This window comes from Acetobacter sp. DmW_136 (assembly GCF_008690365.1).
GTDB classification, from domain to species: Bacteria; Pseudomonadota; Alphaproteobacteria; order Acetobacterales; family Acetobacteraceae; genus Acetobacter; species Acetobacter oryzifermentans.
The window spans coordinates 76,516-100,577 of sequence record NZ_VHON01000032.1 but is presented as its reverse complement, the minus strand read 5'-3'; the positions used below and the strand labels follow the sequence as shown (position 1 = coordinate 100,577).

The window sequence follows — 24,062 nt, the reverse complement described above, 5'->3', positions numbered from 1 at the left end:
TTCCTAAACCCGCCAAGACTACTCCGTCTCGGTGAAGCAGCTTCTACACCCCACCATAATATAACGTCAATCCCTAAAATCAGAAAAAATCCATATTCCTGATTTTTTGCCTTAAGCCCCACCTCCCCTACATCACGAAAAAGCCTTCTTCCTCACATTTCTCCTTATGCGGCGGGGCTTGACTATCGGGCACGCTGAACGATTTGTGCACTGAACAGTAACTTGCTGAGGCCAGACTGCCTTATGGGCAAGCACATAAAGACGCTCATGCTGTGACAAAGGTTCCTATGTTAAACAAGGATGACATTTAACAGATGCGCATTCTCTTCCCTTACATCGCACAGCCGCACCAAACCTTGCATTCTTTGCCGATTGCAATGGAGATTGCGAGCCGTCACCCCGAGGCTGAAGTGCATCTTGCCTGCACCACACAATCGCATCTGGATTATGTGCGCTCACTGGCCGCATATTATCCAGAATCGAAAGTACAGTTCAGCCTTCTACACCTTCCTCAGTTTCTTCGGCGCCAAACTGAACGCTACGGGCAGACCGCTTTTTTTCGTCTGGCGAGCCTATTTTTTAACAAGAATTATTTCTCTTCGTTTCAGGGGATTGTTGTTCCCGAGCGCACTTCACTCTATCTGCGCAAGCTAGGGGTAAATAAGCCAAGGCTGATATGGACACGCCACGGTGCCGGAGATCGGGCTATTGGTTTTGCGCGTGACGTAAAGAAATTCGACTACGTGCTGATGGCTGGACACAAAATAGAAGAGCGGCTTTTAGCTCAAGGTGCCATCCGTCCTGGCTGTTATCATACTGGCGTTTATGCCAAATTCGATATGGTTCATCGGATGCGCCATCGGACATTACGTCTATTTAACAATAATCGCCCGACTGTCCTTTATAATCCACATTTTAATACGCGCCTCTCATCCTGGCCTAAAATGGGCCTGAATGTGCTGACACATTTTGCTAACCAAGACCGTTATAATCTTATCTTTGCGCCCCATTATCGGCTGTTTGACAACAAAAAAGCCGAAGCATTGCAGTTAGAACGTGCATTTGGGCATTATCCGCACATGCTGGTGGATACCGGTAGTGCCCGCAGCATTGATATGACGTACACGTCCACCGCAGATATGTATCTGGGCGATGTGAGTTCGCAAGTTGCCGAATTTCTGGTAAAGCCGCGCGCTTGTATGTTTCTGAATGCGCACAATGTTGATTGGGAGGGGGATGAAAATTACCGCTTCTGGTCTTTGGGACCTGTGCTGAATACTATTGACAGTCTAGGAGAAGACATTGAACAAGCCTTTTCGTCGCACAATGCTTTCGTAAATCTGCAAAAAGATTATATACGCGACACGTTCGACCTTGTTGGGGACGAACCGACTGCGCCGGTAGGGGCCGACGCAATTGTTGATTTTCTTCGAATGGCCAGCTGATGAATAGTATGAACCCTGCTTCTGCAATCTCTTTAAATGAAACCCTCCAACCGGTTTCTACCGCATCTGGTCAGCCACGCCGGTACGGGGATTTTGCAACATTTCCTGAAGCGTTGGACTATGCCGCTCAAGGCGAAGCCGGGTTTAACATTTATTCCGGCAAAGGCGTACTTCTAGAAGCCCTACCCTATAAAGTATTGCGTCAGCAGGCTGTTGATACAGCTTTGCGCCTTTTGGGCATGGGCCTACAACCGGGAGACCGTGTTGCCATTGTGGCGGAAAGCGATGGTGATTTTGCCCGCATCTTCTTTGGCTGTCAGTATGCTGGTTTGGTTGCGGCCCCCCTTCCCCTCCCAGTCGCTTTTGGCGGCAAAGAAGCCTATCTGAAAACTCTTCGGGGTATGATTACTAGCGCACAAGCCAGCGCCGTGATTATTCCGCAGATTATCGAAGGCTGGACGGACGAAATTGTAACGGGCTTGGGCCTTGTTTTTGCTGGGCCACCTGCTGAGCTTATGGCACGCCCTGTGCCAGATATGCCGCTGCCGGATATTCAACCAGAAAACCTTTCATATCTTCAGTTTTCTTCTGGCAGCACACGCTTCCCCATGGGGGTTTGCGTAAGCCACCGTTCCGGCATGGCGAATGTTTCCTCCATTGCACGCAATGGATTGCAGGTTAAGGAAACAGGGGATCGCTGCGTTTCGTGGCTTCCTCTCTATCATGATATGGGTCTGGTTGGTTTCTTCCTGACACCCATGACGTGCCAGTTGAGCGTGGATCTGCTGCCGACACGCGAATTCGCACGCAGACCACATGTATGGCTGGATCTGATCAGCCGTAACCGTGGCACCATCGCCTACAGCCCCTCTTTTGGGTATGAACTTTGCGCCCGGCGCCCGGCATCCGAAGGGCTGGATCTCTCTTGCTGGCGGGTTGCAGGCATTGGTGGCGATATGATCCGCGCGCATATTCTGGATGAATTTGCTGCGCGCTTTGCCCCTGCTGGCTTTAGCCCAAAAGCATTTGTAGCTAGCTATGGTATGGCAGAAGCTACGCTCGCCATCAGCTTTGCGCCGCTTGATACAGGCATAGAAACCGATACGGTTGACCTTCCCGCGCTGGAAAGCACAGGAATTGCGCGCCCACCCGCCAGTGCAGACACACCAAGCCGCACCTTTGTGATTTGCGGGAAAGTTCTGCCTGGACATGAACTGGAAGTTCGGAATAGCTATGGCCGGGTGCTGAGCGACAGAGAAGTTGGCACTATTTATGTACGTGGCCCCAGCCTGATGAGCGGTTACTTCCGTATGCCGGAAGAAAGCAGCAAAACGCTGGACGCAGACAACTGGCTGAATACTGGTGATCTGGGCTACATGCTCAATGGGCAGATAGTTGTCACTGGCCGCGCCAAGGACTTGATTATTATTAATGGCCGCAACATCTGGCCTCAGGATCTGGAATGGTCTGCCGAAACACATATTCCTGTCCTTCGCAGCCGAGATGTGGCTGTTTTCTCTCTGGAAAAGGGTGACCATGAGGAAATCGTGGCTCTTATTCAGTGCCGCGCTTCTGCCGCAGACACGCGTGAGAAGCTGAGAGCCGAAGCCGCCAGCTTGTTCCGCCGCCTCCATGGGGTAGAAGTTTCTGTTGTATTGGTGCCACCACATGCGCTGCCGCAGACATCTTCGGGCAAACTTACACGCGCCAAAGCCCGTACCATGTATCTAAGCGGCGCGTTTGAGCAGCAGTCTGAAGTCGCCTGACCGGCCTACAGGATTTTATAGCCCGTTTATGATGAGAAAGGCTGGTCAAACTGGCCTTTTTCACCCATAAGGCGGCACTGCGAGCACAAGCTCGGCATAAAACAAACGCCCTTAAGGGATGAAGGATCCGACATGAGCGAAACCGTTGAAAGCGTTTCCGCGCTGATCATTCAAAAGCTCCTCGCCAACCCGAAGGTTCCGCGTGACATTGATGGTAACTGCAAGATCATGGAAGATCTTGCGTTTGATTCTTTGGCCGTCATGAACTTCGTTATGGAAGTTGAAGATAGCTTGGATGTTTCCATCCCGCTCGACAAACTTGCCGATATCCGGACGATTAATGACCTTGCCGCATGCATTGTCGCTCTGAAAAATAAAGGGTGAGCGTGGATGACATCACTATTTTCCAAATTTGAAGGTACGGCAGGCGCGCTGGGTTCTGTAGTCGCCGTAGGTGGCCGCAACCCTTTTGCTGTTGTTATTGAAAAACCTGTATCTTCAACTGTTGGAATTATTGAAGGTCGGGAAACGCTTCTTTTCGGTACCAATAATTATTTAGGGCTGAGCCAATCCAAAAATGCCATTCGGGCCGCCCAACAAGCTGCTGCGGCTTGCGGCGTTGGCACCACGGGCTCGCGCATTGCAAATGGCACGCAGTCTCTCCACCGGCAGCTTGAAAAAGATATTGCCGCGTTTTTTGGCCGCCGTGATGCCATGGTTTTTTCTACGGGTTATCAGGCTAACTTAGGCATTATTTCCACGCTTGCAGGCAAAGACGACCATCTGTTTCTGGACGCTGATAGCCATGCCAGCATTTATGATGGTAGCCGCCTGAGTGCTGCAGAAGTTATTCGTTTCCGCCATAATGACCCGGATAATCTTTATAAACGCCTGAAACGCATGGATGGCACCCCCGGTGCCAAGCTGATTGTGGTTGAAGGCATTTATTCCATGACAGGCAATGTGGCCCCGATTGCAGAATTTGTAGCCGTTAAAAAAGAAACTGGTGCATATCTTCTGGTAGATGAAGCCCATTCCTTTGGGGTGTTGGGTGAAAACGGACGCGGTGCGGCTGAAGCCGACGGTGTGGAAGCTGATGTAGACTTTATCGTCGGCACATTTTCAAAAAGCCTCGGCACTGTTGGGGGTTACTGCGTATCCGATCATCCTGAACTGGAATTTGTACGCCTGAACTGCCGCCCATATATGTTTACGGCATCCCTTCCACCAGAGGTTATTGCTGCAACAACGGCAGCCTTGAGCGATATGCAGGCTCATCCAGAACTGCGTAAACAGCTTATGGCCAATGCTCAGCAACTCCATGCTGGTTTTGTAGATATCGGGCTAAATGCGAGTAAACAGGCTACCCCTGTTATTGCAGTTACGCTGGAAACTGCTGAAGAAGCTATTCCCATGTGGAACAGGCTTCTGGAACTTGGTGTTTACGTCAACCTTAGCCTTCCCCCGGCAACGCCAGATTCACGCCCCTTGCTGCGTTGCTCCGTAATGGCCACTCATACGCCAGAGCAGATTGCTCAGGCCATTGCCATATTCCGGCAGGCTGCCGCAGAAGTTGGCGTAACACCAGCACCCACAGCAGCCTAAAACCCCTATTTGCGTTTAAACGCCCCTTGCCGCCACAACCGCCAAACAATTGGCGGCGCTGCCAGTAAGGGGTGTTTTTCTGCAAACGAAGAAAGCGGCACTTCTATCCCGCTATGGCGTTGAACTTTCCATACCGCGTAACGTGCCCCACCTGTAAATGTATAAGCTGCCTTAAGTAAGCGCAGAATATTTAAAGGCCGACCGCAAGACGCACGTAATGTCCATTTTTGAATGGCATGTTGCTTTTGTTCCTGTGGGATTTGCGGCGTTACAATCTGATCTTGAGACTTATACGGAATACCCAGCATTTGCCAACACGGCAGTAAAAGCTGCGCATAACGCTGCATATAAGCATCTACAATGCTTTGCCCACGGCCCGCTTTTTCAACCCGCAATTCAACACGATAAGTATTGCGGTACAAGATATTCCAATAATCCAGAACGCCGCCTGAAGCCGGGCCAAGTTGTGCGGCCCACCATGCGGCAGTCAATACCGCCCGCATAACACAAGCATGCAATGCTTCTTGGGCTTCGTTATCCCGCCACCATACCAACCGAACAGGCTGAGAAAAGCGCGCCCAAACAGTGGTATCCAATGTTTGGGTGCGCGTTAGGGAACGAAACTGCGCGAGAGACAAAATAGCAACTTTGGCCCTTAGCAGATGCTCCCCTACCCTGTATTCATGATATTCCACGTTAGGGGGCAAAGTGGCATTTGCCAGACAGGAAAGCCACGGTCTGGGCCAGTCCATCTGCTTTTCTACGATAATATAAAAATCCAGCAGGGTATCATCTTGAATTCCACCCCGTAGGCCAGACCCATAAAATAAGACCCCTAATGGTTGCGCTGTGCCCAAAAGATTACGCACAAATTCCGTCACCAAAGGGGATACAGGCGTATGCAGTTCTTGCTCTGTAAGGGTGAAAATTTCTTTCTGCCCCGGCCGAATACCCTTCATGAACTGCTTTTCCACCAGAATGCTTTAAACATGCACAAAAGAAACCACGGGACCCGCAGAAACAGTCAGTCTGCCATCTTCCCCAGGCGGCAAAACCTCACCATCCAGAATAAAGGATTGATCCGTACGCAACACCAATTCGGTTGCCGAACCACTATGATAAGCTGCATCTTGCCGTAACCATTGCGGCGCTTTCCCCCGCAACAAATTCCAGACTGCACGCCCTAAATGAGGGGGAAAAGCTGCAACATCCAGATAACTAATACCCCGGTCTGCTTCTGTCAGATTCTGCCAGAATGGCCAGATACCGTGGGGCAGCCGATGCAAAGCGGTGCATAAAAACAGAAAATGATTCTGCTCAGGCAATACCTCACCATCCCGCTCTACTGTAACTTTTGTGCCTTCCAGCCATCCTCGCCTATGCTTCGGGCTTAGCAACTGCCAAGCCGTTACAAACAATGTCGCCATAACCGCAGCATCATGCGAATAATTTTTCAGGATTTTGGGATCATGCGCGATTTCAATCCCACGCCCAAAAGCACCCAAACCACCAAAAAAGCCTAGAGAAGCCCCTTCTTTCTGCCCGTTACGCGTTACCACCAAAGGCTGCCTGCGCCGCACATCGGAAAGAAGGCGTCCGGATACCAGACGGGCCTGCAAAATCTGTAATGCCTCAACCCCACGCTTACCAAAACCAACATCTGTGGCAATCAGGTTAGTATTGCCAGAGGGTAACACAACAATACTTGGCCACTGCTCTGGCGGGCAGGATGAGGTATAAAGTGCGCTCAGAACATTCCCAACTGTGCCGTCTCCCCCATCCACAACCAGACAGCTTATTTTTTGCTGTAAGAGGGCATAAACCTGCTGCCTTAATGCAGCATGCGTTCTAGGGGAGCAGAACAAAGGCCCCAACATTTTGCCCGCCAGCGCCAGATACTTGGGATCTGCCTTCAAATTCCGACGGCTACGAGGATTGTAAATCAGAGCAAAACGATCGGACATTCAGCACTCTTGCTATAAACAAACAAAAACGCCAGCGCCTTTTGCCCCGGCTACGGGCGATGGTATAAAGGCTGTTATGGCTCTTGTCACATGCCGTGGGGCCATACACCGTCACCGGAGATGTGTTTTTCTTGTCCTGCGTTCATATCGCCCATCTGTCTGACCCACATCTGCCACTTGTCGGCTTGCCTTCTTTTAAGGAAATCCGCTTCAAGCGCATCCTCAGTTTGTTGTCTTGGCAACTGCGGCGCAGGCACCTGCATAAATTACCGGCTTTGCAGTCAATCATGCGGGATATCCGCCACTTTCACCCAGATATGGTTGCCCTAACGGGGGATCTGACCAATCTGGGTTTGCTCAAAGAATTTCAGCACGCACGACAGTGGCTTTTACAGCAAGATTTGCCCCCCACACTGCTTATTCCCGGCAATCATGATGCGCTGATAAAAGAGAATAGCGCTACCAAACAGGCTCTCTGGGCCGAATGGCTGCATAGTAGCACGCAGCCTGAACCGGCAGCCCCTTCATTGCTGATAAAAGATCATATCGCCCTTATTGGGGTCAACACGGCCGTTCCCACCTTACCCTTTTTGGCGTCTGGCAAGGCCGGGCAAACCCAGCTTGTGCTTTTGGCGGATCTGTTGCGCCGCACCCGCGTTATGGGATTATGCCGGATTGTGTTACTCCATCACCCTCCGGCGCAAGGCATTGTCAGCCGCCGCAAAGGGCTGGATGATTTCCTAGCGTTTCAAGACGTATTGCGTGCAGAAGGTGCTGAACTTGTGCTTTACGGGCATTCTCATCGTGCGCAAATCACCACTCTTCCGGGCACAGATATTCTGGCTGTCAGCAGCACCTCTGCGTCCCACATTGCGGATGAACCGGAAAAAAGTGCGGGGTGGAATGCTATTTCCGTGCACAAACAGCCCGATATCTGGCAAATCACCATTCAGCACCGCAGCTTAATGCCAGATGGAAGCTTGCAAGATAGCCAAATGAGGCGTGTGTGCAGTGCGCATCGCCTTTTGCCCGCAACCTCGCTATGACAACCCGCATGCTCAATGTGCCTTTCCTGCGCCGGATTGTAGCTTTGCTTCGCCCCGGCACATTAGACCGCTACCTGATTGCTCAGGTTATGCCGCCTTTTTTGGTGGCGCTGTCTGTTGTGATGATTGCCCTGATACTTGAACGCCTTTTGGTGCTGTTCAATCTACTGGCAGCGGGCAACAACCATATTGGCATATTTATTGGTCTGCTGGCGGCCTTGCTGCCCCATTACCTTGGCTTGGCTATTCCGGCCGCACTTTGCGTAGCGGTGTTTACCGTGATCCGCCGCATGAGCCAGAATGAAGAAATTGATGCCATCAACAGCAGTGGCCTTTCACTACTGCGGATTACGCGCCCCTATATCCAACTGGGCGTTATCTTGGGTATCCTTTCCTTTCTGCTTTATGGCTTTATCCAGCCTCATGCACGGTATGATTTCCGTTCAACCTTTTACATTGCCAGCCACACAGGCTGGGCGCCACGTTTGCAGCCTCGCATGTTTGCCAGCCCTTCATCTCAACTGACCATTGTTGCGGATAAGGTCTCCCAAAGCGGCTCTGATCTGGAAAATGTTTTTATCCGCGATCTTTCTGAGCAGCAGGAACGCGATATTACGGCGCGCAACGGGCATATCCGCATCGGTTTGGATGGTGAAACTGTTGAGATTGATCTTACCCATGGCGTGATTGTCACGGATAAAGGGGATGGTGTGCCCAGTCTGATCACATTTGATCATTCTACGCGCTACCTTACACATGCCTCGCACGTCTCTCCTTTCCGCACGCGCGGCGAGGATGAACGAGAGCTGACATCCCCAGAACTGGTTGGCCGCCTCATTCGGCATGACCCTTCTATTTCCCGCCCTCATATGCGTTCTGAAGTGCATTTTCGTATGGCGCGCAGCCTTACTGTGCCTTTTATTCCCCTATTGGCAGCCTCTCTGGCTCTTATGCGCAAGCGCCAACGCAACAATGCCGGTCTGCCTCTGGCCTTTATTATTATGGTTGGGTTTGACCACATCATCCAGTTTGGCCACAGCATGGTGGCTACAAAAAAGGCATCGCTCCTGCTGATCTGGGGGCCTTCGTTGGTCTTTATTGTAGGCTGTACGTTGCTGCTACTTTATAAATCAGGCACCTTTCAGGTGTTAAAAGTCTGGCGTTCCCGCTCATCTGCACAAAAAGCCTTGCCATGAGCCAATCTTCAAGCATGCCCCGCCACGTTCTTCTCCGCTATCTTTCCATGGCGTTGCTTACGCGCGTGATTTTTTGTGGCGCCGTTCTCGTCGGGCTTCTTGAAATTCTGGCCCTGCTTGAACAAACCACTCCTATTTTACAACGGCACTTAGGCGTACAGGGCATTCTCAGCTTTGCGGCCATGCGTGCACCATTTCTGCTGGCAGGCGCACTTCCATTAAGTGTGTTGATTGGCGCGCTGCTGATGCTCACCCAAATGACATTGGCCAGCGAAATTGCCATCCTGCGAGCTTGTGGCCTTTCTACTTTTGGCCTGTATAAATACCTTATCCCCGCCACTCTGGTAATCGGCTTTGCAGGCGTTGTGCTGGATGATCAGGTTACGCCCCGGTCTGAGCAGGCATTGGCCGCATGGTGGAACCGTACAGACCCACATCCAGAAAATGGGCACGCCTTCTGGTTTCATGATGGCAACCGTATTGCCCATATTGGCTATACATCGGATGGCGGCAATATGCTGGCCAAGGTGGATATCTATATCCGTGATACCAACGGACGGTTACAACAGATTCTCCACGCCAAATCTGCTGATTACACACATACGCGCGGCTGGCTGCTGCACAATGTTGATAGCATTACCGTGGAAGGCGAAAAAACCACGCGCCTGCCTTCTGTTCAGAACATGAGTTGGGACACAAGCCTGCACCCGTGGGAGTTTATCCGCCTGTCTGCCGAAAATCCGCCGCTTTCTTCCACCACCATTCTGGGCATGCTACAAGGGCGCCTACCATCCCATACCAGCCCCGGTTTTCTGGAAGCTGGGCTGCTTGAACGCTTCTTGCGTCCGGCCTCCTTACTTGTTCTTTTGTTGATTGCGCTGCCCACAATCTATATCCCTCCACGGACAGGAACGCGCAGTTGGGTACCAGTATGGTGCTTGGGCTGCGGGCTGTTGTTTATTATTGTGCAGGGTATGCTACGCGCAATGGGGAATGCGGGCTTGCTACCGCCAGCAATTGCTACCATACCCGCACTGATTATTTTCACACTGGGAGCCATTACTGTGCTCCTGAGGAATGAAACACGATGAGCGGAACGCTAAATAACTCGTCGCTTAAAACCGGGCGCAGCTTTGATCTGGGGAAAATGAACCTCAGGCAGCTTTGGGTGGCATATCTTACCTACCCAACCATCCTGCTCTATTTTGCGCTGGTTATTGCTTCTGCTGCGCTGGCTGCGTACTTTTTTGCAGGTTGGTGGCCAACGCTGGTTTCTATGGTTGCCGTTGTTATTGTGTATCCAGTGGTATGGTACCTACTGCACCGCTACGTGCTACATGGGCGTATCCTGTATAAAATGAAGTGGACGGCCGCTCTGTGGAAGCGCATCCATTTTGACCATCATCAGGACCCGCATCTGCTGGATGTTCTGTTTGGCGCACCTGCTACAACACTGCCGACCATTGGGGCTGTCACCATTCCTATTGGGTACCTTATTGGCGGGATTGGCGCTGCAGCCACAGCATTTGGCACAGGTGTTGCCATTACCTGCATTTACGAATTCTTCCACTGCATCCAGCACCTTAACTACAAGCCACGCGCAAGTTGGATCCAGCGCATGAAAGCACGCCATGTGCTGCACCATTTCCATGATGAGGATGGCAACTTCGGCATTACCAGCTTTGTGGTGGATCGGATGTTTGGCTCATATTATCTAGATGCCAAAGCCCGCCCCCGCAGCCCCACGGTGTTCAATCTGGGTTACGATGTTAAGGAAGCCCAACAGTATCCGTGGGTCATGGAGTTGACGGGCGCTCCCCCGCGTGATCGCCCCGATGGTGCACGCCCTGCGGAGAACAGGAAAGCGGCATGACCGCTTCCTCTCAAAGCATAACAGCTTTTATTCTGGCAGGCTCTCGCCCCGGTAAGCCAGACCCGGTTGCATTGGCCGGGGGCGTTTCTCACAAAGCACTCCTGCCTATTGGTGGGGTGCCTATGCTCTTGAGGGTAATTGATGCGCTGCAGCAGGTGCCTCAAATCACCCGCATTGCTGTTTGCATTGAAAACCCACAGATTATTGCGTCTATCTTACCCGCAGGAATAGATGTTATTCCGGCACGGCCTGAAGGGCCAAGTGCCAGCGTATTGGCTGGCCTTGCGCGCTATGGCACGCCTTTGCTGGTAACCACGGCAGATAATGCCCTACTCCAGCCAAGCTGGGTGCAAGAACTGCTTAGCGAGAGCCATACGCAAGCTGACCTTGCCGTTGCTGTTGCAACAGAAACAACCGTAAAGCGGGATGTACCCAACACGCAGCGTACTTATATTCGGCTTGCTGATCTGTCTTTTTCTGGCTGTAACCTGTTTTTATTCCGCACATCTGTTTCTGCTCGCGTGGCAGACCTGTGGCAGCATGTAGAAAAAAACCGCAAGCATCCTTTACGGATTGCTTGGATTTTAGGGCTGAGCATTCTGCTGCGCGCCCTCTGTGGCAAGCTGACACGGCGCGCGCTTTACCGGCGCATCTATCATCTCACCAGTGCAAAAGCAGAACTTGTTCCACTTTCTGATGGCCGCGCTGCTGTAGATGTAGATAAACCTGCCGATGTTGTGCTGGCGGAAGAGCTTGCCTCTACTCTTCCAACGTGTTCCGTTACAAAAACACCCGGAAAATAATTTCTTTTCACACTTAAGCTGGCAGTAACGCAGGCAGTACCGATGGAATATCCATCATGCTGCCCGCTTGAGCATCTGCCTGCGCTGCCAATGCGCTGGAACCATAGCCCCACGCGGCAAACACAAACCTTACGCCAGCGCCAGTCGCGGCCCCACAATCTGGCGGCATATCCCCAATCATCACACTACGCGAAACCTCTCCGCCAGCCTGTTTGATTGTGCCCAGTAAATGGGCCGGATCTGGTTTATGGGCGGCAAAACTGTCACCTCCGCCTATTGCTGCAAAAAGTGACGTTAGGCCAAAATTGTCTAAAATACGCTGGGCAGCCACCTCCGGCTTGTTGGTACATACAGCCAGCAACCACCCGGCACTTTTCAACTGCTCCAATGCCTGCTGTGTGCCGGGAAATAGACGTGAAAGCCGTGTAGCCCGTGGCGTGTAAAGCTCCATAAACTTCTGCACAGCTTCGGCCTTCGTAAACGGTAAAACATATGGCTGCGACGTTATGGCCTTCAGCTTTTTATGTCCTGCATCCAGAACGCGTTGCACCAAGGTGGGCACGCCATTGCCTATCATGGTACGCACCTCTGCATCTGTCAGGGGTGGAAGATGGCATATTTCCAGTAATTCCCGGCTGCACGCCGCCAGATCCGGTACGGAATCAAGCAACGTGCCGTCCATATCAAAAACAGCAAGACGAGGTGTGAACATGCGGTTTTTCCTTGCCGAGTAAATATCTGAAAACTTTTATGATATTGGCATGTTTGTTTTCCGATGGGGAGACGTTTGACACATGCCGGAGCTTGGCTTACCGCATGCTGTTATGACGTCTATTTCCGCACCACGTCCTGCCACGGCGGTTCTTCTGGCCGCCGGACTGGGCACCCGCATGAAGTCCTCTCGCCCTAAAGCCATGCAATCTCTTGGTGGCCGACCAATGCTGGCACATCTACTTGCCAATGCAGCGGAGGTTTTTGACAGGCTGGTTGTTGTAATCGGCCCAGACATGGAAGAGGTTGCCGAGTTGGCGGCTCCCTATCCAGTGGTTGTGCAACAAGAACGCTTGGGCACTGCCCACGCGGCCTTGCAGGCCGAAGCCTGGTTTGGTGATGGCGATGTGGCTGTGCTGTATGCAGATAACCCGCTGATTTCGGCTGAAACGCTCAATCGTTTGTTGGAAGAGCGCCGCAAGCCAGATGTGGGCTTGGCATTGTTAGCCATGCGCCCGGCTGATCCTGCACGATATGGCCGCGTTGTTGCCCAAAATGGCAATGTGGAACGTATTGTAGAATGGGCAGACGCCACGCCAGAAGAACGCGCGATTGACCTATGCAATGCCGGCGTATTGTGCGCAGATGCCGTAGATTTCCGCCGCTGGCTTCATAACGTGCGCAATGATAATGCCAAGGGCGAATATTATCTGACAGACGTAGTAGATCTGGCTGTAGCCGATAGCGTCCAGGTACGCGCGGTAGAAGCTGCAGAAGATGAACTGCGTGGCGTAAACTCTCGAGCAGAACTGGCTCAGGCAGAAGCTGCCCTGCAAACACGCCTACGCAATAAAGCCATGGAAAATGGTGTAACGTTAGTTGCGCCAGAAACTGTGTTTCTAAGTGCTGATACGCAGATTGAAGCTGATGTGTTAATAGAACCTAACGTGTTCTTTGGCCCTGGCGTAACTGTGCAAAGTGGTGCTGTTATTCGCGCCTTTAGCCATCTTGAAGGGTGCGAAGTGCAGGCCAATGCGATTGTTGGCCCTTATGCGCGTATTCGGGAAGGCTCCACCATTGGCGCTTCTGCACGGGTTGGCAACTTTGTTGAACTCAAAGCCACAACACTGGGCGAAGGTTCCAAAGCCAATCATCTTACCTATCTGGGTAATGCCGAAATCGGCAGCCACACCAATATTGGCGCAGGCACTATTACCTGCAACTATGATGGCGTGTTCAAACACACCACCACGATTGGAGAGAAAGCCTTTATCGGCTCGGATTCCATTCTTGTGGCACCCGTTACTATTGGAGACAACGCGCTGGTGGCCGCTGGCAGTGTCATTACAAAAAATGTGCCAGATGAAGCTCTGGCTTTTGGCCGGGCACAGCAAGTGAATAAAGCAGAAATGGGCAGGTTTTTTAAAGAGCGCCTGCAAGCAAAAAAGGAAAACGGCTGATGTGTGGGATCTGCGGCGTTGTTGGCCGAAGGCATGCCACCCCTATTGTTTTTGAAGGCCTGCGCCGGTTGGAATATCGGGGCTATGATTCCGCAGGTATTGCCACTTTAGTAGATGGGCGTGTTGAACGCCGCCGTGCGGCAGGTAAACTGGATAACCTTGCCGCATTGCTAAAAAAAGAACCTTTGCCCGGCACCACCGGCATTGGGCATACCCGCTGGGCCACACATGGCGCCCCTACAGCTTGCAATGCCCACCCCCATGGTACCGAGCGCGTGGCCATTGTGCATAATGGCATTATCGAAAACTTTGAAACCCTGCGCCGTGAGCTGGAAGCTGCTGGTCAGGTTTTTGAAACAGAAACCGACAGCGAAACCATCGCCCTGCTGGTAGATTACCATCTGCAACAGGGGTTAGAACCCAAAGAAGCCGCCCTGCATGCACTGCGCCGCCTAGAAGGCGCATACGCCGTTGCCATAATTTTTGCTGGCCACGAAGGGCTAATGATTGGCGCGTGCCACAGCGCCCCTCTGGCTGTGGGTTTTGGCGAAGATGAAATGTTTCTGGGCTCTGATTCACTGGCTCTGGCCCCGCTGACCCGTCGCATCGCCTACATGGAAGATGGGGATTGCGTGGTTATCACCCCGAAGGGTGCAGAGTTCATGAACTTTGATGGTGTGCCTGTTGAACGCACTATCCAGCTTACTGCTCTAGCGGCTGGTTCCATCGGCAAAGATGGTTACCGCCACTACATGGAAAAAGAGCTGCACGAACATCCGTTGGTAATCGGCCAGACCTTGCAGCGCATGGTGGATCCGGCTTCTCGTCGCGTTCTTTTACCTGAACTGCCTTTTGATCTGGCAAAAGTGCCACGCGCAGTTATTACTGCTTGTGGGTCTGCCTTTTTTGCGGGGATGATTGGCCGCTACTGGCTGGAAGAAATTGCCCGCTTGCCGGTGGATATAGATGTTGCCAGCGAGATGCGTTACCGCAACCCGCCACTAACGGAAGGATCCTTGGGACTGTTGATTTCTCAATCTGGGGAAACAGCAGATACACTGGCGGCCTTGCGTAGCCTACGTGAAAAAGCGATTCACATTGTTTCCGTGCTGAATGTTGAACACAGCACCATGGCGCGGGAAAGCGATGTTGTGCTGGGCACCGTGGCTGGCCCGGAAATTTCTGTGGCATCCACTAAGGCTTTTACCGCTCAGTTAACCGTATTAGCGTGCCTGACCATTGCCACTGCCCGTGCACGCGGCAAGCTGGATACGCTGGCAGAAGAACATCTGGTAAGCGCCCTGTTAGATCTCCCCAGCCGCGCAGCAGAAGTGTTCAACCAAACAGACGCTATTCGTGCCATGGCCCAGCTTGTGGTGGAAGCGCGTGATGTTCTGTATCTGGGCCGTGGCAGCATGTTCCCCGTTGCCATGGAAGGTGCGCTCAAGCTGAAGGAAATTTCCTACATTCACGCAGAAGCTTATGCAGCTGGTGAAATGAAGCACGGGCCAATTTCCCTTATTGATCGCACAGTGCCAATTGTCGCCACAGTGCCATCAAACGCGTTGTTTGAAAAAACACTTTCCAACCTGCAAGAAGCCAAAGCACGTGGTGGCCGCCTACTGGTGTTTACGGATACCAAAGGTGCTGAACGTGTATCTGCCATTGCAGAACAGATGGTGGTTCTGCCCCACGTGCATGATTTTGTAGCCCCCATTCTGCAAACCATTCCGGTGCAAATGTTGGCTTATGAAGTTGCTGTGCTGAAAGGCACAGATGTAGATCAACCACGTAATCTGGCAAAATCTGTCACCGTGGAATAAATACAAAAAAGCCCCTATCTGCACGGATAGGGGCTTTTTATTCGGGCTTCTTGCCTTTTATGGCTGTTGCTGAGGTTTCCCTTCCAGTTCCACCATAATGTGCCCCATTTTGGGGCTATCCACCTCTACTCTTGTAGCCACCATGCCAATCTGGGGAATGTTCTCAAACCAGACGCGCCCCTGCTGAGGCTTTCTGGCTTTGCGGTCTGCACTAGAGATTTTAAAGCCCTTGATCTGCTGTGCTACAAAACTACAGCGTAAACCATCTTCTCCCCAATCTTTTGATGCGCCATCTGGCAAAGGCTGAACGCCCTCTGTTTGCACCTGCAACGTGCTTAAGCGCACACCATCAAACACCTTAACCGCGCCGTTACCGCAGCCTTGCCCTTCCTGCACCTTGTGCAAAAGCGCCATAAGAATGGCAACATTATCCACTGCACCTTTGCGCTCATCTGGCAAAATCTGTTCGCGATCAGTTTCTACAGGCTCCATTGCCTGCACATCTGGCATATCCTGCTTATAGGCAATGGAAAGATGCCGATTTTTACCGCGAGACCAGCCAGCACTCTCATAGCTTTCTGGTTCAGGCATGCCGCTATTGTAAAAATGCCCCTGCGCGCGGATGTTGATATTGGTTTTCATGAAAAGCTGGAGCAACCCACCCGTCTTGCTTTGGGCAGCTACACTGTACTGGTTACCACTTAGACGATAAGCACTGTTAATGGTCATAACATGCAAGCCGTGCGCATACACAAAATAGCGCACCACTGTTTGCGGTGTAGAAACCGCACCAGCAAATGGTGTTGCGGCTATCCCTCCACCCACAAGCAACAAACCTAAAGCACTGGCTTTGGCAACACGTCGCTTAAATAACAGATGCAAAAAAGACATTAGAAAGTACCTTATGGAATCATCAGGAAAAATCCTGCCGTTCCCCACGATAACCCAGACGGATAGAAACAGCCTGCGCCAACCCCGCAGCTATATTGCCCAATTGTGCAACCGTGAAACGGCTCAATTCTGTTTGAGGCAGACTGATGCCAATACCGGCTACAGCTTGCCCGGAATGATCTCTGACAGATGCAGCAAAGCACCACAGCCCTTCATGCACCTGCTCATCATCCACGGCGTATCCTCTGTCACGAATTTCTGCGATTTCACGCACCAATGTCGTTACAGAGCAAATGCCATTAGGTGTAAGTGGTTCTGACCACGTGGAAACAGGATTAAGGGCCAGCCATTCTCTGAAAGAGGTATCATCCATACCGGCCAGCATGGCATTACCTGTGGCCGTAAATATGGCAGGCAAGCGCATACCTACCCTAAAAGATGCCCCCAGCACTGTAGCGCTATTGCGGCAAGCCACATACACAACCTCCGCCCCTTCCAGCATGGTCAGCGTGACTGTAAACGCATCCAGATCGGCACGATTCTCCAATACATGGTAGAATTCCGTTACTAGATCCCGCTTTTCCGTTACATCTCCAGCCCAGTCCAGCAGGCGTGTTCCCAGCCTGTAGCCCTGAGATGCGTTTTTCTCCAGTAGCCCTAACTCCACCATAACAGCCAGCAGGCCATGCACTGTGCTACGTGGCAAATCTAGCTGGCGCGCCACATCTGCGGCCAAGGGCGGCCTGATAGAAGCCTTCACCATATCAAGAATACGAACGGCCCGCCGCAATGCGGGAACCGTGTCCTGTGATTTGGACATACTTTTTCTTATTTTCCTTGTTGACAGAGAGGTCCGATCTCTTCATTATTCCAAATACGGGATCAAGTTCAATATAATGAACAACAAAAATCAGAACTGATCTTGCCGCGCAGAAGATATAGTGGAAGCCTGAAAAACAAGAACCCGAAAACGGGCACCAGGCTTCCACTTCTTCATATGCGCATTATACCGCAAATAAATGCACCAAAATCTCGCTCCCTTTTCCTTCCTGCGCTACAGATAAAGCCTTTCCTGCACCATAGCAGCAAAAGGGCACGAAATTGACCTGTATATATGATTTTAAACTTCCCGCCCTAAATGGAAGCACCCTTGATCTAAGCGCTTATCGGGGGCAGCCTGTTTTGGTGGTAAATACCGCATCTAAATGCGGATTTACCCCACAATACGAGGGTTTGCAGGCTTTATGGACACAGTTCCAAAAAGCTGGTTTGGTTGTTGTTGGCGTGCCGAGCAATGATTTTGGCCAGCAGGAGCCCGGCACTTCGGAAGAGATTTCTTCCTTCTGCCAAATCAACTATGGGGTTACCTTCCCTATGGCGGCACGTAGCCCTGTAAAAGGGCCAGATGCTATTCCGCTCTTTAAATGGCTTGATAGTGAGCTTGGTTTTCTGGCACGACCACGGTGGAACTTTTTTAAGTATCTCACAAACCGCCAAGGCATGCCGGTTGCGTGGTTTAGTTGCCTGACCCCACCCACATCCGGGCGTGTCAGGCATGCTGTAGAAACTGCTCTAAAGTCTTAAAATCAGCCCGCAGAGGCAGGCAATGGATCGCCGTTAAAATCGGCAGGGATCAGCCTGCCTTCCTGCATGGTTACAACCCTATCCATACGTGGGAGCAATTCACGATTATGGGTTGCTACCAAAACCGCTAGGCCCTTCTGGCGCACAACATCAAGCAACTGAGAAAATACGTTGTCTGCCGTATGCACATCCAGATTGCCGGTGGGTTCATCCGCCAACAAGAGTGCGGGGTCATTTGCCAAAGCGCGTGCAATAGCAACGCGCTGCTGTTCCCCCCCAGAAAGTTTGCCTGGTAGATGATTTACACGATGCGCCAAGCCAAACATGCTTAAAAGCTCTTCCGCTTTATGGCGTGCCTGTGCCTTGCTTACACCAGCAATCATCTGCGGCAGAACCACATTTTCCTTAGCAGTAAACTCACCCAGAAGATGATGGAATTGATAGACAAAACCAATCCGGTCTCGGCGCATAGCCGTGCGTCCGGCATCTGCCATGCCGGTGGTAATCTGGCCCGCAATAACAATTTCGCCAGCATCTGGCGTATCTAACAAACCAGCTAGATGCAACAGGGTGGATTTACCCGTGCCTGATGGCGCAACCAGTCCAACAATTTCACCGGCATGCAAAGAAAAATTGATATCCTGCAAAACTGGCAGAATACCCTCATCCCCACTTTGGTAAGCTTTGCGAACGTGTTGCAGGCTTAAAACTGGCTGATTATTCATGCCGCAAAGCCTCCACCGGGTCTGTTTTGGCTGCGCGCCAAGAAGGATAAAGCGTTGCCAGCAGGGAAAGCCCCAGCGCCATAACAATAACTTCTACCACCTGCCCCCACACCAGCTTTGCTGGCAGGTGCTCGAGATAATAAACTTCCGGGTTGAACAAGTTCGTGCCGGTGAGTTTTTGCAGAAGCTGGCGGATACGTTCAATATTCATGCAGAACACAACGCCAAGTGCGGTGCCTGCCACAGTACCCGTTACCCCCACAAAAGCGCCGCACATTAAAAAAATGCGCATAATGGCGCCACGGCTGGCCCCTATGGTACGCAGTACGGCAATATCGGCTGTTTTATCCTTCACCATCATGATGAGGGAGGAAATAACATTAAAGGCCGCCACAAGGATAATAAGCGTGAGGATGAGGAACATCACATTCTGTTCCACCTGCACGGCTCCAAACAGAGCATTGTTGGCGTTTGTCCAATCCAGCACGCGCAGGCCTGGATCTCCCACCGCATTTTCAATGGCAAGAGTAACAGGGCGAACATGCTCTGCATCCTTGGTCATGACCTGAACTTGCGTAGCCTTGTTAGGCATCTGAAAGTAAATTTGCGCCGCGTGCATGGGCAGAAACACAACGCTGGAGTTATAGTCGTTCACCCCGGCATCAAAAATTGCCACCACGCGGTACCTGCGCACTCTCGGCACCGTGCCAAATGCTGTGGCAGCGCCATCTGGTGAAACAAGGGTAAGGCCTGAGCCAATGCCCAGCCCTGCCCGTTCCGCCATTGTAACGCCCACCACGATGGAATCATCCGGGCCAAAATCGTCCAGAGAACCCGCAATAATGGAAGAACTCACGGCTTTGAGATCTCGCAATCCCTGAGGTGTCAGACCATGCACCATGCCGCCAGAATTATAGGCACCGGCACTCAGCAGTACCTGCCCTTCCACCAAAGGTATGGCGCTTACCACACCCGGAACAGACCGAACCTTATGCGTGACATCTTCATACTGGGAGATTGTGCGGCCCTGCCCGTAAATGGTCAGATCCCCATTCAGGCCCAGAATACGCCCCATAAGGTCGGCCTGAAAACCGTTCATCACGGCCATAACAATAATCAGCGTTGCCACACCAAGGGCAATGCCAACCAACGAGAAAATGGCAATAACTGATACAAACCGTTCCCCTCGCCGCGCACGGAGGTAACGGCCTGCCACCGCCCGCTCAAAGGGTCCGAACATGCTGATCAGCCTGCCAGAACCAGAGCCAGCGCGTCATCCACGCTCACTTCATGGCGTTCACCAGTAGCACGGCGCTTGAGTTCTACTTTGCCTTCCTTAGCGCCACGCGGGCCAACAACAATCTGCCACGGATGGCCCATAAGGTCTGCATCTGCAAACTTTACACCAGCACGTTCTGCACGATCATCATACAGAAAGGCTTCTTCATTCGTGCTGTAGATGCGCTCACAAATGGCATCACACAGTTCGTCACCGTTTTTCAGGTTCAGAATAACGGCACGGAAAGGAGCAACTGCATCCGGCCAGATAATGCCGTTATCATCATGGCAGGCTTCAATAATGGCACCGGCAAGGCGGGAAACCCCAATGCCGTAAGACCCCATTTCTGGGTAAAGCTGGTTTCCATCTGGGCCACTCACGCTTACGTCCATAGAGCGCGTGTATTTATCGCCAAAATAGAAGATATGCCCAACTTCTACGCCGCGGCCTTCGCGCTGGCGTTCTGCTGGCACAGCCTGCCATCCGGCCTCATCGTGCATTTCATCCGTTGCCGCGTAAGGCGTTGTCACACGGTTGAAGAAGGCTTCCAGCGCGATGGGGCTGTGGGTATCCACTGGCTCATCCAGCCAATCCTGCTCTTCCAGCGCGGCATCGTAAAACACACCACTTTCCCCCGTGGGGGCCAGAATAAGGAACTCATGGCTCAGTTCCCCACCAATCGGCCCGGTATCGGCCCGCATTGGCACAGCCCGCACCCCCAAACGCTGGAACGTGCGCAAGTAAGCCAGCAACATACGGCGGTAGGTTGCAACGGCTGATTCGTAGTCCAGATCAAAGCTGTAAGCATCTTTCATAAGAAACTCACGGCCGCGCATCACCCCAAAACGGGGGCGCATTTCATCACGGAATTTCCACTGGATATGATACAGAACCTGCGGCAGATCCTTATAGGACTTTACAGTCTGGCCAAACAGATCCGTAATCATTTCCTCATTGGTCGGCCCGTAAAGCAGTTCACGCTTGTGGCGATCCTGAATACGCAGCATTTCCGGGCCATAGGCATCATACCGGCCAGAACGTTTCCACAAATCGGCTGATTGTAAGGTTGGCATCAGCACTTCCTGCGCCCCTACCCGATCCTGCTCTTCCCGCACGATCTGGCTGATATTGCGCAACACTTTCAGCCCTGCTGGCAGCCACGCATAAATGCCAGATGCCGTCTGGCGGATAAGCCCAGCCCGCAGCATAAGCCGATGCGAGACAATCTGGGCTTCTGCCGGATTTTCTTTAAGAGTGGGAAGAAAGCTGCGCGAAAGACGCATGGTGCATTCAGCCTTGTAAAAAAAGCGACTTTTCCTGAACGAAAGCCGCTTTGGTGTAACCAATTCATATCTGCTGTAAAACAGTGAGGGGATAAAGAAAAGCCTGATACTCCGGCATTTTCTCTACCCCACCTTCTGCCGGGTATCAGACACGCAGCACGTGTACATCCACCAGCGGACGTTTTTGCAACTTGCGCCCCAATGCGCGCCGCAGGGCCGTTTTAGCGGCCTCACGGAAGGAAACATCATCCCCGCGCAGTTCATCCGGAATAATATCCAGCGCGTTGGCGAACTCTTCACGCACACGCACGCTTTCCAGATCATCTGGATCAAGCAGGCCCGGTGCGCTCACCTTGGGCTCACCAATCACAAAGCCTTCTTCATCCACTGCAAAGCTGCCGATGACCATGCCGTTGAACAGCATCTTGCGGCGGGCAGCCAGCACCCCTCCGTTCATGGGTAGCAGACGGTTACCATCCAGCGCCAAACGGCCTGTAGGAGCTGTATCCACCACTTCCAGCTTACCCGGAGAAAGCCGCAGAATATCACCATCTTCCAGCAGAACAGGAGCAATACCCATTTCCTGCGCCAATGCAGCCTGCGCTGTCAGATGGCGCCATTCACCATGAACTGGCACAACATGTTGCGGCTTGAGCAGTTCGTACATTTTTTGCACATCGCCGCCCGTTGCATGGCCAGATACGTGCACAAAATGCTCACGGTCTGTAATCACCCGCACGCCACGGCGTGAAAGGTTATCCTGTACCGCCATAATCGCACGCTCGTTACCCGGAATCATACGGCTGGAATAAATAACCGTATCCCCTTCGCCCAAAGCAATATTGGGGTGGGTATCCATGGCAATACGAGAAAGAGCAGAACGTGGCTCACCTTGGCTGCCTGTAATGATCAGCAGAATCTGATCATCTGGCACATCATTTACATCCTGTTCTGTCAGGAACGGCAGAACGCCAGACAGATAGCCGCAATCCCGCGCAGCCGTGTCCAGATTGCGCAGGGAACGCCCAACCAAAACCACTGTACGCCCGGCAGCCTGCGCCGCCATGGCAATGGTTTCAACACGCGCCACGTTAGAAGCAAAGCACGTAACGGCAATACGCCCTTTAAGGCTTGCCACTAGTTCCGTCATGCTCCGGCGCACTTCGGATTCTGAACGGGAAGGCCCCGGTTTCATTACATTGGTGCTATCACACACCAGCGCCAGAACACCTTCACGGCCAATTTCTGCCAGCCTGTCCAGATCTGTTGCGGGGCCTACCAGCGGGTCCGGATCAAACTTCCAGTCCCCCGTATGCACCACAATACCGGAGGGCGTACGCAGCACCATGGACTGCGCCTCTGGCACAGAATGCGTTACCGGGACAAATTCAATATCAAACGGCCCCACATCAAACCGCGCACCGGGCTGGATAACATGAATGGGCACATCCATAATGCGGGCTTCCGCCAGCTTGCGGCGCAGAACAGCAGCAGCAAACGGTGTAAGATACACTGGGCACTGCAACATGGGCCACACATGCGCCACAGCGCCAATATGGTCTTCATGCGCATGGGTAATCACCAAGCCAGCCAGCTTATCCTTACGCTCTACAATAAAGCTTGGATCTGGCACCAGAATTTCGGCTTCTGGCGTATCGTTGCCACTAAAACCAATACCGCAATCTATCGCCAGCCACGTGTCTCCCAACCGATAAAGGTTGAGGTTCATGCCAATCTCACCCGTTCCGCCCAAAGGCAGAAAGGCCAGATCGCCGTTCTGTTCTGTCATTTCCGTGTTTTACCCTTCTGCAACATAATCTCGGTCCACTGTCAGTTTTGGCAAGGGGTTTCGCCCCGCCAGCAAACGCAACCCATTTAGGGTGAGCATTGAATCTACATGTTCAAAAACAGACGTACCTTCTGAGAAGAGTGGAGCCAGACCACCGGTTGCCAGCACCTTCATGGGGCCAACCTCCTTTCTGATCCTCTCAACAATCCCCTCAATCAAACCAACATAACCCCAAAACACGCCAGACCGCATGGCGGTAACCGTGTTGCGCCCAATGGCAGAATCCCCTACTGGCCGCCCTATTCCTATGCGGGGCAACCGCGCTGCTGCCTGATGTAACGCTTCAACCGACAAATTGATGCCAGGAGCAATAACACCGCCGCAGTAGCTTCCATCCTTATCCACAACATCAAACGTTGTGGCCGTTCCAAAATCTATAACCGTAAGTGGTCCACCATACATATGGTGTGCAGCCAGACCATTCAACAGCCGATCCACCCCAACCTCATCCGGGTTATCCACCTTTATGGCAAACCCCCAATCCAGCCGGGCAGATGCAAGAAGCGGCTCAACAGCAAACCACTGCCGACATAATGTACGCAAATGATACAACGCAGCGGGCACAACGGTGCCAATAACGGCACCATCAATATCATCCGCTACAATGCCTTGGGTACGCAACAGCGCATTCAGCCAAACTGCATACTCATCCGATGTACGTTGGGCCTGCATGGTAATGCGCCACACACCACGCCATCTTTCACCATCATGCACCGCAAACACGACATTGGTGTTACCTGCATCAATAACAAGCAGCAC

The 24,062-nt window shown here is 52.2% G+C and carries 22 protein-coding genes; 12 read left to right on the top strand and 10 right to left on the bottom strand.

The genetic code is table 11. The features are described 5' to 3' along the window. The first annotated feature begins 314 nt into the window (after positions 1–314). From FKW31_RS11340 to spt, 4 genes are all read left to right on the top strand, one after another. Positions 315–1,445, top strand: a complete 1,131-nt coding sequence (locus FKW31_RS11340) for a hypothetical protein (RefSeq protein WP_035352680.1) — start codon at positions 315–317, stop codon at positions 1,443–1,445. Then, positions 1,445–3,211 carry a fatty acyl-AMP ligase gene (locus tag FKW31_RS11335; protein WP_150178591.1) on the top strand — a complete coding sequence of 589 codons (1,767 nt, stop codon included), beginning with the start codon at positions 1,445–1,447 and terminating at the stop codon, positions 3,209–3,211. The genes FKW31_RS11340 and FKW31_RS11335 overlap by 1 nt, the downstream gene beginning before the upstream one ends. 132 nt (positions 3,212–3,343) lie before the next feature. Beyond that, positions 3,344–3,595, top strand: coding sequence for an acyl carrier protein (locus FKW31_RS11330; protein ID WP_003625320.1), 252 nt, complete (start codon positions 3,344–3,346; stop codon positions 3,593–3,595). Between the two features lie 6 nt (positions 3,596–3,601). Beyond that, positions 3,602–4,816, top strand: coding sequence for a serine palmitoyltransferase (spt, locus tag FKW31_RS11325; RefSeq protein ID WP_089179206.1), 1,215 nt, complete (start codon positions 3,602–3,604; stop codon positions 4,814–4,816). A 5-nt stretch (positions 4,817–4,821) separates the two neighbouring features. Here spt and FKW31_RS11320 read toward each other — a convergent pair whose 3' ends face one another. Beyond that, positions 4,822–5,775: a hypothetical protein gene (locus tag FKW31_RS11320; RefSeq protein WP_150178590.1), complete on the bottom strand. Its 954-nt coding sequence runs from the start codon at positions 5,773–5,775 to the stop codon at positions 4,822–4,824. 24 nt (positions 5,776–5,799) lie between these two features. Further along, complete coding sequence (locus FKW31_RS11315) at positions 5,800–6,780, bottom strand: diacylglycerol kinase family protein (protein WP_089179208.1); 981 nt, start codon at positions 6,778–6,780, stop codon at positions 5,800–5,802. Between the two features lie 95 nt (positions 6,781–6,875). On the opposite strand from FKW31_RS11315, the gene FKW31_RS11310 reads away from it, so the two are divergent. The 5 genes from FKW31_RS11310 to FKW31_RS11290 are packed head-to-tail and all read left to right on the top strand — an operon-like array spanning position 6,876 to position 11,698. After that, the gene (locus tag FKW31_RS11310; RefSeq protein WP_193562074.1) at positions 6,876–7,826 is read left to right on the top strand and encodes a metallophosphoesterase; all 951 of its coding nucleotides are present in this window, start codon (positions 6,876–6,878) and stop codon (positions 7,824–7,826) included. Beyond that, on the top strand, positions 7,823–9,022 hold the full coding sequence (locus FKW31_RS11305) for an LptF/LptG family permease (RefSeq protein ID WP_150178588.1): 1,200 nt from the start codon (positions 7,823–7,825) through the stop codon (positions 9,020–9,022). The genes FKW31_RS11310 and FKW31_RS11305 overlap by 4 nt, the downstream gene beginning before the upstream one ends. Beyond that, a complete protein-coding gene (locus tag FKW31_RS11300) occupies positions 9,019–10,113 on the top strand; it encodes an LptF/LptG family permease (protein WP_035352670.1) in 1,095 nt (364 codons plus the stop codon). Before FKW31_RS11305 ends, FKW31_RS11300 begins: the two co-directional genes overlap by 4 nt. Further along, positions 10,110–10,895 (top strand): sterol desaturase family protein, encoded by a 786-nt coding sequence (locus tag FKW31_RS11295; RefSeq protein WP_006116581.1) that lies wholly within the window; start codon positions 10,110–10,112, stop codon positions 10,893–10,895. Before FKW31_RS11300 ends, FKW31_RS11295 begins: the two co-directional genes overlap by 4 nt. Beyond that, positions 10,892–11,698, top strand: a complete 807-nt coding sequence (locus FKW31_RS11290; protein WP_089179211.1) for a nucleotidyltransferase family protein — start codon at positions 10,892–10,894, stop codon at positions 11,696–11,698. Before FKW31_RS11295 ends, FKW31_RS11290 begins: the two co-directional genes overlap by 4 nt. Before the next feature lie 13 nt (positions 11,699–11,711). On the opposite strand, the gene FKW31_RS11285 is transcribed toward FKW31_RS11290, so the two are convergent. After that, the gene (locus FKW31_RS11285; protein WP_089179212.1) at positions 11,712–12,410 is read right to left on the bottom strand and encodes an HAD hydrolase-like protein; all 699 of its coding nucleotides are present in this window, start codon (positions 12,408–12,410) and stop codon (positions 11,712–11,714) included. An 82-nt stretch (positions 12,411–12,492) separates the two neighbouring features. On the opposite strand from FKW31_RS11285, the gene glmU reads away from it, so the two are divergent. Next, positions 12,493–13,869 carry a bifunctional UDP-N-acetylglucosamine diphosphorylase/glucosamine-1-phosphate N-acetyltransferase GlmU gene (gene glmU, locus FKW31_RS11280; RefSeq protein ID WP_150178587.1) on the top strand — a complete coding sequence of 459 codons (1,377 nt, stop codon included), beginning with the start codon at positions 12,493–12,495 and terminating at the stop codon, positions 13,867–13,869. Next, a complete protein-coding gene (gene glmS / locus FKW31_RS11275; RefSeq protein WP_150178586.1) occupies positions 13,869–15,692 on the top strand; it encodes a glutamine--fructose-6-phosphate transaminase (isomerizing) in 1,824 nt (607 codons plus the stop codon). Before glmU ends, glmS begins: the two co-directional genes overlap by 1 nt. 57 nt (positions 15,693–15,749) lie before the next feature. Here glmS and FKW31_RS11270 read toward each other — a convergent pair whose 3' ends face one another. After that, entirely contained in the window at positions 15,750–16,583 is an 834-nt protein-coding gene (locus FKW31_RS11270) for a DUF3108 domain-containing protein (RefSeq protein ID WP_089179215.1), read from the bottom strand. 22 nt (positions 16,584–16,605) lie between these two features. Further along, on the bottom strand, positions 16,606–17,403 hold the full coding sequence (locus FKW31_RS11265; RefSeq protein WP_150178585.1) for an IclR family transcriptional regulator: 798 nt from the start codon (positions 17,401–17,403) through the stop codon (positions 16,606–16,608). A 281-nt stretch (positions 17,404–17,684) separates the two neighbouring features. Between FKW31_RS11265 and FKW31_RS11260 the strand changes: the two genes are divergently transcribed. After that, a complete protein-coding gene (locus FKW31_RS11260; protein WP_150178584.1) occupies positions 17,685–18,167 on the top strand; it encodes a glutathione peroxidase in 483 nt (160 codons plus the stop codon). A gap of 2 nt (positions 18,168–18,169) precedes the next feature. On the opposite strand, the gene FKW31_RS11255 is transcribed toward FKW31_RS11260, so the two are convergent. From FKW31_RS11255 to FKW31_RS11235, 5 genes are all read right to left on the bottom strand, one after another. After that, a complete protein-coding gene (locus tag FKW31_RS11255; RefSeq protein ID WP_150178583.1) occupies positions 18,170–18,892 on the bottom strand; it encodes an ABC transporter ATP-binding protein in 723 nt (240 codons plus the stop codon). Beyond that, entirely contained in the window at positions 18,885–20,132 is a 1,248-nt protein-coding gene (locus tag FKW31_RS11250) for a lipoprotein-releasing ABC transporter permease subunit (protein WP_150178582.1), read from the bottom strand. Before FKW31_RS11250 ends, FKW31_RS11255 begins: the two co-directional genes overlap by 8 nt. Positions 20,133–20,137: 5 nt before the next feature. Further along, positions 20,138–21,454 (bottom strand): proline--tRNA ligase, encoded by a 1,317-nt coding sequence (gene proS / locus FKW31_RS11245; protein ID WP_089179218.1) that lies wholly within the window; start codon positions 21,452–21,454, stop codon positions 20,138–20,140. Between the two features lie 145 nt (positions 21,455–21,599). Then, a complete protein-coding gene (locus FKW31_RS11240) occupies positions 21,600–23,243 on the bottom strand; it encodes a ribonuclease J (RefSeq protein ID WP_006116572.1) in 1,644 nt (547 codons plus the stop codon). Positions 23,244–23,252: 9 nt separating this feature from the next. After that, a complete protein-coding gene (locus FKW31_RS11235) occupies positions 23,253–24,062 on the bottom strand; it encodes a type III pantothenate kinase (RefSeq protein WP_003625287.1) in 810 nt (269 codons plus the stop codon).

What these genes read in the sequence shown, in the direction of transcription:
- FKW31_RS11340 (WP_035352680.1), top strand. Translation starts at nt 315, where the DNA reads ATGCGCATTCTCTTCCCTTACATCGCACAGCCGCACCAAACCTTGCAT.
- FKW31_RS11335 (WP_150178591.1), top strand. Translation starts at nt 1,445, where the DNA reads ATGAATAGTATGAACCCTGCTTCTGCAATCTCTTTAAATGAAACCCTC.
- FKW31_RS11330 (WP_003625320.1), top strand. Translation starts at nt 3,344, where the DNA reads ATGAGCGAAACCGTTGAAAGCGTTTCCGCGCTGATCATTCAAAAGCTC.
- spt (WP_089179206.1), top strand. Translation starts at nt 3,602, where the DNA reads ATGACATCACTATTTTCCAAATTTGAAGGTACGGCAGGCGCGCTGGGT.
- FKW31_RS11320 (WP_150178590.1), bottom strand. Translation starts at nt 5,775, where the DNA reads ATGAAGGGTATTCGGCCGGGGCAGAAAGAAATTTTCACCCTTACAGAG.
- FKW31_RS11315 (WP_089179208.1), bottom strand. Translation starts at nt 6,780, where the DNA reads ATGTCCGATCGTTTTGCTCTGATTTACAATCCTCGTAGCCGTCGGAAT.
- FKW31_RS11305 (WP_150178588.1), top strand. Translation starts at nt 7,823, where the DNA reads ATGACAACCCGCATGCTCAATGTGCCTTTCCTGCGCCGGATTGTAGCT.
- FKW31_RS11300 (WP_035352670.1), top strand. Translation starts at nt 9,019, where the DNA reads ATGAGCCAATCTTCAAGCATGCCCCGCCACGTTCTTCTCCGCTATCTT.
- FKW31_RS11295 (WP_006116581.1), top strand. Translation starts at nt 10,110, where the DNA reads ATGAGCGGAACGCTAAATAACTCGTCGCTTAAAACCGGGCGCAGCTTT.
- FKW31_RS11290 (WP_089179211.1), top strand. Translation starts at nt 10,892, where the DNA reads ATGACCGCTTCCTCTCAAAGCATAACAGCTTTTATTCTGGCAGGCTCT.
- FKW31_RS11285 (WP_089179212.1), bottom strand. Translation starts at nt 12,410, where the DNA reads ATGTTCACACCTCGTCTTGCTGTTTTTGATATGGACGGCACGTTGCTT.
- glmU (WP_150178587.1), top strand. Translation starts at nt 12,493, where the DNA reads ATGCCGGAGCTTGGCTTACCGCATGCTGTTATGACGTCTATTTCCGCA.
- glmS (WP_150178586.1), top strand. Translation starts at nt 13,869, where the DNA reads ATGTGTGGGATCTGCGGCGTTGTTGGCCGAAGGCATGCCACCCCTATT.
- FKW31_RS11270 (WP_089179215.1), bottom strand. Translation starts at nt 16,583, where the DNA reads ATGTCTTTTTTGCATCTGTTATTTAAGCGACGTGTTGCCAAAGCCAGT.
- FKW31_RS11265 (WP_150178585.1), bottom strand. Translation starts at nt 17,403, where the DNA reads ATGTCCAAATCACAGGACACGGTTCCCGCATTGCGGCGGGCCGTTCGT.
- FKW31_RS11255 (WP_150178583.1), bottom strand. Translation starts at nt 18,892, where the DNA reads ATGAATAATCAGCCAGTTTTAAGCCTGCAACACGTTCGCAAAGCTTAC.
- FKW31_RS11250 (WP_150178582.1), bottom strand. Translation starts at nt 20,132, where the DNA reads ATGTTCGGACCCTTTGAGCGGGCGGTGGCAGGCCGTTACCTCCGTGCG.
- proS (WP_089179218.1), bottom strand. Translation starts at nt 21,454, where the DNA reads ATGCGTCTTTCGCGCAGCTTTCTTCCCACTCTTAAAGAAAATCCGGCA.
- FKW31_RS11240 (WP_006116572.1), bottom strand. Translation starts at nt 23,243, where the DNA reads ATGACAGAACAGAACGGCGATCTGGCCTTTCTGCCTTTGGGCGGAACG.